We start from the raw sequence: 13,544 nt of genomic DNA on the forward strand, positions 1-13,544 counted from the left end.
GGTCAGGCGGCGGAGCGTTTCGCGTCCAGCCGCCGCTGCAGGATCGAGCGATCCTCGCCATAGCCTGTCTGGTAGTGCGCGCTGATCGAATCCTTGGCGGCGAGCCACTGCTCGACCGGCTGGCGCGCGGCGGAGGCGTCGGGCAGCTCCACCTCGTCGAAACCGCAGGCGAGCGCTTCGGCGAACTGGTCCGCGACCAGAGGCCCGCGTGCGCGCAGCCGCCCCGTGAAGCCCTCGCGGCGCAGGCGACGGGCGAGCGACAGGCCGGTGCCGTCGGAGAAGCCCGGGAACGCGATCGCGATCAGGGCGAGCGAGCCGAAATGCGGGACGAGATCCTCCGCCTTCGTGCGGTTCGGCACGAGGACGCCGACCGGCGCATTGGAGCCGCCCGCCAGCGCCTCGGACAGAAGCTCCAGCGGAACCAGCACCGGCCGCTCGGCCGTGGCCAGCGCGGCCGAATCCTCGGCGAAGGTGAAGGCGTCGTCGATCCGCCCGGTGGCGTCGATCAGGGCGCTCATGCCGCTTCTCCCACCTTGCCCTCGGCCGAGGCGACATAGGCCTGGAAATCGGCCTTGAAGGGGTCGAGCCCGGCGCGGCGGACCGTGTCGATCAGGGCCTCGCCCTCGCGCTTCTCGCGCTGATAGGTCGCGACGATCGCCTCGACCGCGCCGGTCACCTGATCGGCGTCGATGCCGGGGCCGAGGCGTTCGCCGAGCGCGGCGTTCTCGGTCGCGTCGCCGCCGAGCGTGATCTGGTAGTTCTCGCGCCCGCCCTTCTCCAGGCCCAGAATGCCGATATGGCCGACATGGTGGTGGCCGCAGGCGTTGATGCAGCCGGAGATCTTGATCTGCAGCGGGCCGATCTCGCGCTGGCGCGGGGCGAGCTTGACCGAGATGTCCTGCGCGATGCCGATCGAGCGAGCGGTGGCGAGCGCGCAATAGTCGAGGCCGGGGCAGGCGATGATGTCGGTGACGAGGCCGGCATTGGCCGTCGCCAGACCCGCTTCCTTCAGCGCGGCGTAAACGGCCGGCACGTCGTCCTGTCTCACGTGGGGCAGGACGAGGTTCTGCACGTGGGTGACGCGCAGCTCGTCGAAGGAGTAGCGCTCGGCGATGTCGGCGAAGGCGCGCATCTGCTCCGCGCTCATGTCGCCCGGCACGTCGCCGATGCCCTTGAGCGAGACCATCAGCGCGATGTAGCCGGGCTGGCGGTGCGGGAAGCCGTTCTGCTCGACGAAGGCGTCGAGTTCGGAATCCTTCGAACGGGCCGCTCGCAGAATCTCCGAGACCTCGGGCAGCGTCTCGTAGGCCGGGGCGGCGAAATAGGCGGCGATGCGCTCCACCTCGTCCTGCGGCGCGTTCACCGTCGGCCCGTCGAGCTTGGCGTATTCCTCCTCGACGCGGGCACGGAACTCCTCCGTCCCGATCTCGTGGACGAGGATCTTCACGCGCGCCTTGAACTTGTTGTCGCGGCGCCCTTCGGAATTGTACACGCGCATCACGGCTTCGAGATAGGCGAGCAGTTCGTCCTTGGGCAGGAAGTCGCGGATCACCTTGCCGACGAAGGGCGTGCGCCCGAGCCCGCCGCCCACGATCACCTCGTAGCCGATCTCGCCCGTCTGCGGGTGCCGAAGGATGCGCAGGCCGATGTCGTGGACCTTCACGGCGGCGCGGTCGTGCTCGGCGCCGGTGACGGCGATCTTGAACTTGCGCGGCAGCCAGGAGAACTCCGGGTGCAGGCTCGACCACTGCCGGATCAGCTCGGCGGTCGGGCGCGGGTCTTCCACCTCGTCGGCCGCAACGCCCGCGAAATGGTCGGCGGTGACGTTGCGGATGCAGTTGCCGCTCGTCTGGATGCAGTGCATCTCGACATCGGCGAGCAGGCCGAGGATCTCGGGCACGTCCTTCAGCTTCGGCCAGTTGAACTGCAGGTTCTGGCGCGTGGTGAAGTGGCCGTAGCCCTTGTCGTAGACGTCCGCGATGTGGGCGAGCTGGCGCAGCTGGCGCGAGTTCAGCGTGCCGTAGGGCACGGCGATGCGCAGCATGTAGGCGTGGAGCTGGAGGTAGAGGCCGTTCTTGAGCCGCAGCGGCTTGAACTCGTCGTCGGACAGCGAGCCGTCGAGGCGGCGCGAGACCTGATCCGCGAACTGCGCCACGCGCTCGCGCACGAAGCGCTCGTCGAACTCGTCGTACCGATACATTCCAACCTCGCTTCGCGGCCTGGGACGGCCGCTAGAATTCGGCCTGCTTGCCCATGTCGGGGTGGATCGTGGGGCCCTTCAGGCGGATCGCCTCGCGGAAGTGCTTCGCCTGCGCATGGCCGTCCTCGCCGAGCGCGACCTCGACTAGATAGGGCTCGACGATGCGGTTGGCCTGGAAGTCGGCCTTGGCCCGCGTCTCCAGGCTCTCGGCCGTTCCCTCGTCGCGCGCCACGAGCGCACCCGCCGGATCGGGCGTCCAGCCGCCTTCGCCCAGGAACACGACCTCGCCGTCCAGGAGGTCGTTCGCGGTCATGATCACGGGCAGCTTCGGACCCTTGCCGCGCGCCGCCATCTTGGATTCGGCCATCGCACAATCACTTCGCGCCGGACGCCGACGGCCCGCCCGCCAGCTTCGAAGCATTCCAGATACGGCAAAGCCTCGCCTGGTGCTGCGAAGGATTTTCCAATCGAGGCCGCCTTTTCGAACGAAATTTGCGGCCTGCGGAATGCGTCGTCAGATCGGCTCGCCCTGCAGAAGGCGTGGCGAGGGGCCGGAGAGGCCCGCCGCCTGACCGATGAAGTAGCGTTTGGCGAAGGGGGCGCGGTCCACCAGGGAGAGGCCGAAGGTGCGGATCTGGCGCAGCAGGCCGCTGTCGTTGGAGAACAGATGGTTCAGCACGTCGGTGACGACGCCCATCTGCACCGTGTCGAAGCGCCGCCAGCGCTGGTAGCGCTCCAGCGTGTCGATCGAACCGATGTCGCAGCCGAGCCGCGCGGCGTCGACGACGGTCTCGGCCAGCGCCGCCGCGTCCTTGAAGCCGAGATTGAGGCCCTGGCCCGCGATCGGGTGAATGCCGTGCGCGGCGTCGCCGACGAGGGCGATTCGCGGGCGCACGAAGTCGCGCGCCAGCGTCAGGCCCAGCGGGAAGGCGCGCCGGTCGCCCTCGACGCGCAGAGGTCCGAGCTTGAAGCCGAAGCGCTGCTCCAGCTCCATCTCGAACACCATCTCGTCGGCCTCGATCAGCCGGTTGGCCTCCGCCGTCGGCTCGGTCCAGACCAGCGACGAGCGGTTGCCCTTCAGCGGCAGGACCGCGAAGGGGCCGGCCGGAAGGAAATGCTCCTCCGCGCGGCCGCCATGCGGGCGCTCGTGCGCGACGGTCGCCACGATGCCGGACTGCCCGTAGGCCTTATGGATCGTGCGGATGCCGGCCATGTCGCGGATCTTGGAGCGCACCCCGTCCGCCGCGACGAGAAGGCGGGCGCCGACGGTCGTGCCGTCGCCGAGCTCGATGCGGATGGTGGCGGGGCGCTCGTCGATCCCCGTCACCGCCGCGCCGGCGCGGAACTCCACGCCCAGCGCCTCGGCGCGCTCGCGCAGCGCGCCGTTGAGGCTGGTGTTCGGGACCATGTGGGCGAAGGGCTCGCTCGGCCCCGCCTCGCCGCCGAAGGTGAGGAAGACCGGACGCACCGGGTCGGAGGTGCGCGAATCGGTGACGATCATCTCGGTGATGGGCTGGGCGTCGCCCTCCATCGTCTCCCAGGTGCCGAGCCGCCGCATCATGCGGACGGCCGCCGCCGCCAGGGCCGAGGCGCGCGCGTCCTTGCGCCAGACGCCCTCCGGCGCGGCGTCGACGAGAAGGATCGACAGCTCGGGCGCGGCATCGCGGATCGCGACCGCCGTCGCCAGGCCGACATAGCCCGCGCCGGCGACCACGATGTCGTATTGCGGTCCGTTCGCGGCCGTCTCCATGGTCGTTCCTTCCCGCCTCGTCGTCGTTCTTGCCCGTGACTTAGGCGCCCGGTCCCGCCACGGCAATCGCGCAACGGACAGCTTGCCACCATCGGCCCGGTGACCCAGAAGGCTGAGACGCCCTTTCGCCGTCCCGAGGAGATGCGCCCCATGAACGACATCGTCGCCGGTCTCGTCGCCATCCTCGACCTGGAACGGGTCGAGGAGAACCTGTTCCGCGGCCTCAGCCCCAAGATCGGCTGGCAGCGCATCTTCGGCGGGCAGGTGATCGCCCAGGCGCTCGTCGCCGCGCAGCGCACCGTTCCGGTCGAGCGGCCCGTCCACTCGCTTCACGGCTATTTCATGCGGCCGGGCGACCCGTCCGTTCCCATCGTCTACGACGTGACGCGCATTCGCGACGGCGGCTCCTTCACCACGCGCATCGTCACCGCCATCCAGCACGGGCAGGCGATCTTCACCCTCTCGGCCTCCTTCCAGAAGCGGGAGGAGGGTCTCGACCATCAGGCCGCGATGCCGGACGTTCCGGGACCGGACGACCTGCCGCATGGCGACGACCTTCGCGAGACGATCCTGTCGCACGCGCCCGAGCCCGTCCGGCGCTATTTCGACCGACCCCGGCCGATCGAGTTCCGGCCCGTCTCGATGGACCATTACCTGACCGAGAAGAAGCTCGAGCCGCGCCAGGACATCTGGGTGCGTCTGGCAGCCCCGGTCGGCGACGACCCGGCGCTGAACGCTGCGATCCTAGCCTATCTCTCCGACATGACGCTCCTGGACACCTCGCTCTTCGCGCACGGGCTCTCGGTGTTCGACGCGCGGGTGCAGGCGGCGAGCCTCGACCACGCCATGTGGTTCCATCGACCGTTCAGCGTCCACGAATGGCTGCTCTACAGCCAGGACTCCCCGTCCTCTTCCGGCGGGCGGGGGCTGACGCGCGGCTCGCTCTTCGCGCAGGACGGCACGCTGGTCGCCTCCGTCGCGCAGGAAGGGCTGATCCGCCCGCGCAAGGGTGCGCCCGCCTAAGCATCGACCATTTGCCCGTTTCTTGGGCAGCGCGCCGGGTCTGATCGTCCCGTCCTGCGCTCTCGATCGTCACGCAGAGCGATTGTGCGGCACCGAATCCGCACTTCGCGACGTTTGGCACGCTTCTTGCTTCTCCTTGATTCGCAGCCGTCGCGTCGCGTTCGGCAAGGGGATGACCGGTCGAAACTCCGGTCCAGAAGCGAATCGAGGTGGACATGAAGATCGTGATGGCGGTGATCAAGCCGTTCAAGCTCGACGAGGTGCGCGAAGCGCTCACCGCCGTCGGCATCCAGGGTCTGACCGTGACCGAGGTCAAGGGTTACGGCCGGCAGAAGGGCCACACCGAAATCTACCGCGGCACCGAATACGCGGTCTCCTTCCTGCCCAAGCTGAAGATCGAAGTCGGCGTTCCGTCCGACCTCGCCGAGCGCGCCGTCGAGGCGATCGCGAGCGCGGCCAAGACCGGCCAGATCGGCGACGGCAAGATCTTCGTCTTCGACATCGAGCGCGCCGTGCGGATCCGCACCGGCGAGACCGATGTCGACGCGCTCTGAGGGGACGATCCGATGCAAATGAGAAAGACCATCGTCACGGCCGGCCTTCTGACGCTCGGCCTCGCCACCGCAGCCCTCGCCCAGGACGCGGCCCCCGTCGTGGAGGCGGCTCCCGAGGCGGAAGCGGCCGTGGACGTGAACTTCTACGTCTTCAACACGCTGCTCTTCTTCCTCGGCGGCATCCTCGTCATGTGGATGGCGGCCGGCTTCTGCATGCTCGAGGCGGGCCTCGTGCGTTCCAAGAACGTCTCGATGCAGTGCCTGAAGAACATCTCGCTCTATTCGATCGGCGTCCTCGTCTACTGGATCGTCGGCTACAACCTCATGTACACGGGCGTCGACGGCGGCTGGTTCGGAACGCCGTCCTGGATGGTGTTCCCGTCCCCGGCTGAGGACACCGGCGACTATTCGCTCGCCACCGACTTCTTCTACCAGTCGATGTTCTGCGCCACGGCCGCCTCGATCGTCTCGGGCACGGTCGCCGAGCGCGTGAAGCTCTGGCCGTTCCTTCTCTTCGTCGCGGTCCTGTGCGGCGTCCTCTACCCGATCACGGGCTCCTGGCAGTGGGGCGGCGGCTGGCTGTCCGAAGCCGGCTTCTCCGACTTCGCGGGCTCCACGCTCGTCCACTCGGTCGGCGGCTGGGCCGCGCTCACCGGCGCGCTCATCATCGGCGCGCGGCGCGGGCGCTTCACGGCGGACGGGCGCCCGGTGGCCATGCCGGGCTCCTCGATCCCGCTGGCGACGCTGGGCACCTTCATCCTGTGGTTCGGCTGGTTCGGCTTCAACGGCGCCTCGCAGCTCGCTCTCGGCACGCTCGAGGACGCCGCCTCCGTCGGCCGCGTCGTCGTCAACACCAACACGGCGGCCGCGGCCGGCGTCGTCATCGCGATGGTGCTCACGCAGATCCTCTACAAGAAGGTCGACGTCACCATGGCGCTCAACGGCGCCCTCGGCGGCCTCGTCGCCATCACCGCCGAACCGCTCACCCCGACCTTCCTGTCGGCCGCGATCATCGGCGGCATCGGCGGCGCGCTCGTCGTCGTCACGGTGCCGATCCTCGACAAGCTGAAGATCGACGACGTCGTCGGTGCGATCCCGGTCCACCTCGTGGCCGGCATCTGGGGCACGCTCGCCGTTCCCTTCACCAACGCGGACACGACCTTCGGCGCGCAGATCCTCGGCATCGTCTCGATCGGCGCCTTCACGGTCGTCGCGAGCGGCATCGTCTGGTTCGCCATCAAGGCGACGGTGGGCGTGCGGCCGAGCGCGGAGGAAGAGGATCTGGGTCTCGACCGGGCGGAAGTCGGCGTCGAGGCCTATCCGGAGTTCCAGTCCTCGCGCGTCTAGCGCGGGACTCGTCGACAGGGCGTCCGGCGGCCACGCGCCGCCGGACGCCGGCTTCGTTTGCTGTGGCCGCTTCAGGAGTGGAGAGAGCGGCGTCGGCTTTTCGGGGAGCCGTTCTTCCCCGGGCAAGGTCAATCCGATGAAGATCGTCATGGCGATCATCAAACCGTTCAAGCTCGACGAGGTGCGCGAAGCGCTGACCTCGATCGGCGTCCAGGGCCTCACCGTCACGGAGGTCAAAGGCTATGGCCGGCAGAAGGGCCATACCGAAATCTATCGCGGGGCGGAGTACGCGATCTCCTTCCTGCCCAAGCTGAAGGTCGAGGTCGGCGTGCCCGTCGATCTGGTCGACCGCACGGTCGAGGCCATCGCACGCGCCGCCAAGACCGGCATGATCGGCGACGGCAAGATCTTCGTCTACGGCATCGATCGGGCGGTCCGCATCCGCACCGGCGAGACCGACCTCAACGCGCTCTGACAAGGCCTGCCCCGATGCGCAAGCTCGTATCCCTTCTTTCGGGCGGCCTTCTCGCCACCCTCGTGCCCGTCCTCGCCTTCGCGCAGGACACCGGCATCGCCCCCGCGCCCGAGACCGTCGAGGCGGCCACCGCGACCATGGACAAGGGCGACGTCGCCTGGATGCTGGTCTCGACGGTCCTCGTCCTCTTCATGATCCTGCCTGGCCTCGCGCTCTTCTATGGCGGCCTCGTGCGCGCCAAAAACATGCTCTCCGTGCTGATGCAGTGCGTCACCATCACCGCGCTCGTGATGGTGATCTACGTCCTCTACGGCTACTCCTTCTCCTTCGGGGGCTCGGAAAGCGCCTTCTGGGGCGGCACGGGCAAGCTCTTCCTCGCCGGCATCGGCCCGGACACGATGGCCGCGACCTTCACCGACGGCGTCGTCATCCCCGAGCTGGTCTTCATCGCCTTCCAGATGACCTTCGCCTGCATCACGCCGGCGCTGATCGTCGGGGCCTTCGCCGAGCGCATCAAGTTCTCGGCCGTCATGCTCTTCACCGCGCTCTGGGTGACGATCGTCTACTTCCCCGTCGCCCACATGGTGTGGGACGCCAACGGCTTCATCTTCACCGGCGCCCATGCCGGGGGCGTGGCCGCGCTCGATTTCGCGGGCGGCACGGTCGTTCACATCAATGCCGGCATCGCCGCGCTGGTCGGCTCCATCCTGGTCGGCAAGCGCGCCGGGCTCGGCCGCGACAACATGGCCCCGCATTCGATGACGTTGACCATGGTCGGCGCCTCGATCCTGTGGGTCGGCTGGTTCGGCTTCAACGCCGGGTCCAACCTCGAGGCCAACGGCGGCGCGGCGCTGGCGATGATCAACACCTTCACGGCCACCGCCGGCGCGGCGCTCGCCTGGGTGGTCGTCGAGGCGTTGCAGCGGGGCACGGCCTCCATGCTGGGCGCGGCGTCCGGCATCATCGCCGGCCTCGTCGCGGTAACGCCCGCCGCGGGCCTGATCGGACCGGTCGGGGCCATTGCGCTGGGCGCTCTGGCCTCGGTCGCCTGCTACGTCTTCGTCACGGTGGTGAAGGTGAAGGCGGGCTACGACGATTCGCTCGACGTGTTCGGCGTGCATGGCGTCGGCGGGATCGTCGGCGCCATCGGCACGGGCGTCCTAGCCTCGGCCTCGCTCGGCGGGGTCGGCTACGAGGAGGGCGTCACCATGGGCGCGCAGGTCTGGTCGCAGTTCGTCGCCGTCGCCATCACCATCGTCTATTGCGGCGTGGTCTCGGCGATCCTCTACAAGCTCGTCGACGCCATCGTCGGCCTGCGCGTGACGCCGGAGGCGGAGATGACGGGCCTCGACCTGACCAGCCACGGCGAGCAGGCCTACCACGCCTGACTTCGCTTCGTCGGACATGCGAAAAGGCCGGCGGAGCGCTCCGCCGGCCTTTTCCGTTGGTTCGGGACGGGAACTCCATCACCCCCTCCGCCGGCCGGAGAGGGGGCGCCGAAGGGTCCGTCCTCACCGAACGGCCGCGTCTTCCCTGGGACCGCGCCCGGCCTCAGACCCGCCCGACCGGCTTCTCCTCTTCGGTGGCGATGTCGCCGTACTTGTCCGGATGCGCCTTGAAGAGCGAGCGGACGTAGGAGCAGGCGGGCACCACCTTCAGGTTCCGCGAGCGCGCATAGGCGACGCCCTCGTTCACCAGCGCCTCGGCGATTCCCCGGCCGCGCAGCTTCTCCGGCACATAGGTGTGGTCGAAGACCAGCGCGTCCTGAATCCCGGCATGGGCGTAGGTCATCTCGGCGCGTTCGTCGCCGTCTCCGTAGTAGAAGATGCCGTCGCGGCCGCGGTCGTCGTGAAGGATGTTCATGCTCGCGTTTCCCCTGCGTGCTTCGCCAGCGGAAATGGAAATTCCGGGGTCCGGGTTCCCCGTCCGGCGCTCCCGACCGCTCAGGGTTAAACGCCCCTTAACCACGACCGCTTAACCTCGCGGGCAGGAACAAGGCGACCTTCCTCCCGACGCTGCGCGCTCGGGCCGGGAGCGGGCCGGACGGAAGGCGGGCCCGCTCGGCCCGCCATCATTCGACGGGTGAGCGCGGCATGGCATTGGCATCGATCGAGCCGAAGATGGAAGAGCGGGCGGCGGTCGGCCGGCTCGGCCGGATCTGCGGGGGCCTCGCGCTCCTCGGTCTGGCGGGCTGGCTGGGCCTTTCGCTCGGCTCCTGGAACGTCGCCGATCCCTCCCTCAGCCACGCCGGCACGACGGAGGTCACCAATCTCGCGGGCGGCTCCGGCGCGGTCGTCGCCGACCTCGCCATGCAGATCCTCGGCCTGTCCTCGGTCCTGCTCGTCGTCTTCCCGACGGTGTGGGGCCTGATTCTCGTCGCGGACCGGCGGATCGGTCAGATGTCGCGCCGCGGCTGGATGGCCGCGGGCGGGCTCGTCCTTTCCGCCGCCGCACTCGGCTGCCTCTCCGCGCCCGCCGGCTGGCCGCTGCCGATCGGGCTCGGCGGCATCACCGGCGATCTCGCGCTCCGCGTTCCCTCGCTGGTCACCGGAGCCTATCCCTCCGGCGTCTTCGGCGCGGTCCTGGCCATTCTCCTCGGCCTTCCGGCCGGCTGGCTCAGCCTCTACGGCGCCGGCCTCCTGAAGCCCGCCCGTGCCGAGACGATCGCCGCGGCCGCTCCGTCCCGCCGGGGCGCCGCCGCCGATCCCTATGGCGAGGAGGAGGATGCGCCCGGACGCCTGCAACTGGCCGCAGGCGCCATGGGCCATGCCGTCTATTCGCTCGGCGCCGCGCTCTCGCGCCGTGTCGGCAGCGCCGCCCGTCGCGACCGCGAGCCCGAACTCGCCCGCCATGCCGAGCCGGTCTGGGAGGCGTCGGAGCGGCGCGCGGACCCGTCCGGCCTGCCGCCCGCACCGGCGCCGCGCATGCGGGCCGAGCGCGAGGTCCGCGTCGTCGAGCCGCGCATGGAGGAGTACCCGCAGGAGGACCCGGCCGCGCGCTACGTGCCGCGTCAGGCCGTGCCCGTGGCTCCCCGTCCCGCGGCACCCGCGCCCGCCTTCGAACCGGCTCCCTTCGAGGAGGCGCCGTTCGAGCCGCTCGCGGCCGAGCCGCCCCGCCGCCCCGTCGACACCAGCCGCGCCACGGTGCGCCACGGTCGCTCCGACTGGAACGGCTCGGTCGCCGCGTCCCGTCTCGGCCAGCCGCGCGGCCAGCCGACCGGCCGCGACGGCGAGCCGGAGTTCGAGGAACTCGAGGATAGCCTGCAGAACCTCGAAGCCGCCTTCGAGCATGAGGACCCGCAGGCCGGCTTCGAGCCGGAAGAGGCCGCGCCCGCCTGGGCGCCCGAGCCCGAGCCGGCGCAGGAGGCGGCCCTGTCGCTCGACGCCGACGACCGCATCCAGCCGGTCGAGCCCGCTCGCGAGGACGAGGATGGCGGCTGGCTGAACCGGGCCGCCAACATCGTCGCCTTCCCCGGCATGCGTCGCAAGGCCGAGGCCCCCGTGGCCGCGCCGGCTCCCGTGGCCGCGCCCGCGATGCGCGCGCCACAGGCTCCGGCGGCGCGCGTCCAGCAGCCCTCCATGGCCGACCACCAGCCGCGCGTCGTGCCCACCGCACCCGCGCAGGTCCAGTCGCGGCAGGCCGCCCAGCCGCAGCGCGTCTATCAGGGCGAGCCGGCCCACGCCTACGCGCCCGAATATTTCGAGCTGCCGCCGATCGACCTGCTCTCGCCTCCCAAGGCGCGCTCGCGCGACGATTCGCTCTCGCCCGAGATGCTGCAGGAGAACGCGCGGCTCCTGGAGGGCGTCCTCGACGATTTCGGCGTGAAGGGCGAGATCATCGAGGTGCGTCCCGGCCCGGTCGTCACGCTCTACGAGCTGGAGCCCGCGCCCGGCATCAAGTCGTCCCGCGTCATCGGCCTCGCCGACGACATCGCCCGCTCGATGTCGGCGATCGCGGCGCGCGTCGCGGTCATTCCGGGCAAGAACGCCATCGGCATCGAGCTGCCGAACGCACGTCGCGAGACCGTCTATTTCCGCGAGATGATCGGCTCGCAGACCTTCGGCCAGAACAAGGCGAAGCTCGCTCTGGCGCTCGGCAAGACGATCGGCGGCGAGGCGGTGATCGCCGATCTCGCCAAGATGCCGCATCTGCTCGTCGCCGGCACCACCGGCTCGGGCAAGTCCGTCTCGATCAACACCATGATCCTGTCGCTGCTCTACAAGCTGACGCCGGCCGAGTGCCGCATGATCATGATCGACCCGAAGATGCTGGAACTGTCGATCTACGACGGCATTCCGCACCTCCTGTCGCCCGTCGTCACCGATCCCAAGAAGGCCGTCGTCGCCCTCAAATGGACGGTCCGCGAGATGGAGGACCGCTACCGCAAGATGTCGAAGGTCGGTGTGCGCAACATCGACGGCTTCAACACGCGCGTGCGGCAGGCGATGGAGAGCGGCGAGACGATCTCGCGCACGGTGCAGACGGGCTTCGACCGCGAGACCGGCGAGCCGATCTTCGAATCGGAGGAGTTCGACCTCTCGCCGCTGCCCTACATCGTCGTCATCATCGACGAGATGGCCGACCTGATGATGGTCGCCGGCAAGGAGATCGAAGGCACCGTCCAGCGCCTCGCGCAGATGGCGCGCGCCGCCGGCATCCACGTCATCATGGCGACGCAACGCCCCTCGGTCGACGTCATCACCGGCACGATCAAGGCCAACTTCCCGACCCGCATCTCCTTCCAGGTCACCTCGAAGATCGACTCGCGCACCATCCTGCAGGAGCAGGGCGCCGAGCAGCTTCTGGGCCAGGGCGACATGCTCTTCATGGCCGGCGGCGGGCGCATCCAGCGCGTCCACGGCCCCTTCGTCGCCGACGAGGAGGTCGAGCAGATCGTCGCGCATCTGAAGACGCAGGGCCTGCCGGACTATCTCGACTCGATCCTGGAGGACGAGGACGAGGAGGAGGCCGGCGCAGCTTCGGGCGGCAAGGGCGGCGACACGAGCGGCCTGGAGGAATCGGGCGACCTCTACGACCAGGCGGTCGCGGTGGTGCTGCGCGACGGCAAGGCCTCGACCTCCTACGTCCAGCGCCGTCTCGGGATCGGCTACAACCGCGCCGCCTCCCTCATCGAGCGCATGGAGAAGGAAGGGCTGATCGGCCCGGCCAACCATGCCGGTAAGCGCGAGATCCTGGTGCCGACCGACAACGCCTGACGCGAGGCCGCCGGCCGGGGCACGGATGACGAAAGCGTAAGGGATGGGGCGTTGGCGCAAGGCCGCCGGCGCCCCATCTTTGCGTTCGAAGAGACGCCATCATCGGGCCTCAGCCGGCCCCTATCGTCGCCGCCGGGACGACCCGGCCGAGCGCGAGAACGGATGCGGGCGGACGCGGATACGAGGACGAGAAGACTTGACGATGAAGCCGAACAGAACCGCCGCGCGCAAGCGCCGGCTCACCGCCGCGATCCTGGCCCTGTCGCTCGCAGCCCCGCTCGGCGCGGGCGTGCTGGCGCCCGTCCCCGCGCAGGCTCAGGCGAGCCAGGCCGCGCAGGCCGTCGCGGACCGCTTCTCCTCCGTCCGCTCCATGACCGGCTCCTTCGTCCAGTTCGACGCGGCGGGCAACCAGTCCGAGGGAACGTTCTATCTGGAGCGGCCGGGCAAGATCCGCTTCGACTATTCGGGCCAGCCCCTGCGGGTGATCTCGGACGGCGACCAGGTCGCGATCAACAACCGCCGCCTCAACACCTGGGACCTCTACCCGCTGTCGCAGACGCCCATGGCGCTGCTCCTGAACCAGCGGATCGACCTCGGCGCCGCCAACATCCAGGACATCCAGCAGACGTCCGAGCTGATCACCATCGTGATGGCCGACCGCTCGCGCTTCGGCGGCAATTCGCGCATCACCATGATGTTCGACCCGAACACCTACGAGCTGCGCCAATGGACGGTGCGCGACGCGCAGAACCGCGACACGACGGTCATCATCTCCGGCGTGCAGGAGGGCGTGAACCTCGACCCGGCCATGTTCCAGATTCCCTACCAGCAGATCCGCGGCGGGGCGACCGGCAACTGACGTCGAACGGGGAGCGGAGCCGGCTCCGCTCCCCGTTCCCCTTGCAGACCCGGCGCGAAAGCCCCCGGCGATTGTTGACTTTCCCCGCCGTCATCGGATTGTGACAGTCTGGTCCTAATC

Annotated in this window: 12 protein-coding genes; 7 read left to right on the forward strand and 5 right to left on the reverse strand. The window is 69.5% G+C overall.

Going from position 1 to position 13,544, the window contains the following annotated elements; genetic code table 11:
* Positions 1–2: 2 nt before the first annotated feature.
* The 4 genes from AC6R2M_RS00405 to AC6R2M_RS00420 all read right to left on the reverse strand — a co-directional run bounded on the left by AC6R2M_RS00405 (position 3) and on the right by AC6R2M_RS00420 (position 3,950).
* Positions 3–518 carry a DUF934 domain-containing protein gene (locus AC6R2M_RS00405; RefSeq protein WP_500484394.1) on the reverse strand — a complete coding sequence of 172 codons (516 nt, stop codon included), beginning with the start codon at positions 516–518 and terminating at the stop codon, positions 3–5.
* The gene (locus tag AC6R2M_RS00410; RefSeq protein ID WP_500484396.1) at positions 515–2,200 is read right to left on the reverse strand and encodes a nitrite/sulfite reductase; all 1,686 of its coding nucleotides are present in this window, start codon (positions 2,198–2,200) and stop codon (positions 515–517) included. Before AC6R2M_RS00410 ends, AC6R2M_RS00405 begins: the two co-directional genes overlap by 4 nt.
* Positions 2,201–2,231: 31 nt before the next feature.
* The gene (locus AC6R2M_RS00415; protein ID WP_500484398.1) at positions 2,232–2,567 is read right to left on the reverse strand and encodes a DUF2849 domain-containing protein; all 336 of its coding nucleotides are present in this window, start codon (positions 2,565–2,567) and stop codon (positions 2,232–2,234) included.
* A 147-nt stretch (positions 2,568–2,714) separates the two neighbouring features.
* On the reverse strand, positions 2,715–3,950 hold the full coding sequence (locus tag AC6R2M_RS00420; RefSeq protein ID WP_500484400.1) for a ubiquinone biosynthesis hydroxylase: 1,236 nt from the start codon (positions 3,948–3,950) through the stop codon (positions 2,715–2,717).
* 150 nt (positions 3,951–4,100) lie between these two features.
* On the opposite strand from AC6R2M_RS00420, the gene tesB reads away from it, so the two are divergent.
* From tesB to AC6R2M_RS00445, 5 genes are all read left to right on the forward strand, one after another.
* Positions 4,101–4,973, forward strand: a complete 873-nt coding sequence (gene tesB / locus AC6R2M_RS00425; protein WP_500484402.1) for an acyl-CoA thioesterase II — start codon at positions 4,101–4,103, stop codon at positions 4,971–4,973.
* A gap of 215 nt (positions 4,974–5,188) precedes the next feature.
* Positions 5,189–5,527 carry a P-II family nitrogen regulator gene (locus AC6R2M_RS00430; protein WP_500484404.1) on the forward strand — a complete coding sequence of 113 codons (339 nt, stop codon included), beginning with the start codon at positions 5,189–5,191 and terminating at the stop codon, positions 5,525–5,527.
* A gap of 12 nt (positions 5,528–5,539) precedes the next feature.
* Entirely contained in the window at positions 5,540–6,874 is a 1,335-nt protein-coding gene (locus AC6R2M_RS00435; protein ID WP_500484406.1) for an ammonium transporter family protein, read from the forward strand.
* Between the two features lie 136 nt (positions 6,875–7,010).
* Positions 7,011–7,349 (forward strand): P-II family nitrogen regulator, encoded by a 339-nt coding sequence (locus AC6R2M_RS00440; RefSeq protein ID WP_500484408.1) that lies wholly within the window; start codon positions 7,011–7,013, stop codon positions 7,347–7,349.
* A gap of 14 nt (positions 7,350–7,363) precedes the next feature.
* The gene (locus AC6R2M_RS00445; protein ID WP_500484410.1) at positions 7,364–8,737 is read left to right on the forward strand and encodes an ammonium transporter; all 1,374 of its coding nucleotides are present in this window, start codon (positions 7,364–7,366) and stop codon (positions 8,735–8,737) included.
* A 163-nt stretch (positions 8,738–8,900) separates the two neighbouring features.
* Here the strand turns inward: AC6R2M_RS00445 and AC6R2M_RS00450 are convergent, their stop codons facing one another.
* The gene (locus tag AC6R2M_RS00450; RefSeq protein WP_500484412.1) at positions 8,901–9,212 is read right to left on the reverse strand and encodes a GNAT family N-acetyltransferase; all 312 of its coding nucleotides are present in this window, start codon (positions 9,210–9,212) and stop codon (positions 8,901–8,903) included.
* Between the two features lie 230 nt (positions 9,213–9,442).
* Between AC6R2M_RS00450 and AC6R2M_RS00455 the strand changes: the two genes are divergently transcribed.
* Positions 9,443–12,565 carry an FtsK/SpoIIIE family DNA translocase gene (locus AC6R2M_RS00455; protein WP_500484414.1) on the forward strand — a complete coding sequence of 1,041 codons (3,123 nt, stop codon included), beginning with the start codon at positions 9,443–9,445 and terminating at the stop codon, positions 12,563–12,565.
* Between the two features lie 202 nt (positions 12,566–12,767).
* Complete coding sequence (locus tag AC6R2M_RS00460; RefSeq protein WP_500484416.1) at positions 12,768–13,424, forward strand: outer-membrane lipoprotein carrier protein LolA; 657 nt, start codon at positions 12,768–12,770, stop codon at positions 13,422–13,424.
* The last annotated feature ends 120 nt before the right edge of the window (positions 13,425–13,544 follow it).

It is taken from the genome of Aureimonas sp. CAS, assembly GCF_059838215.1.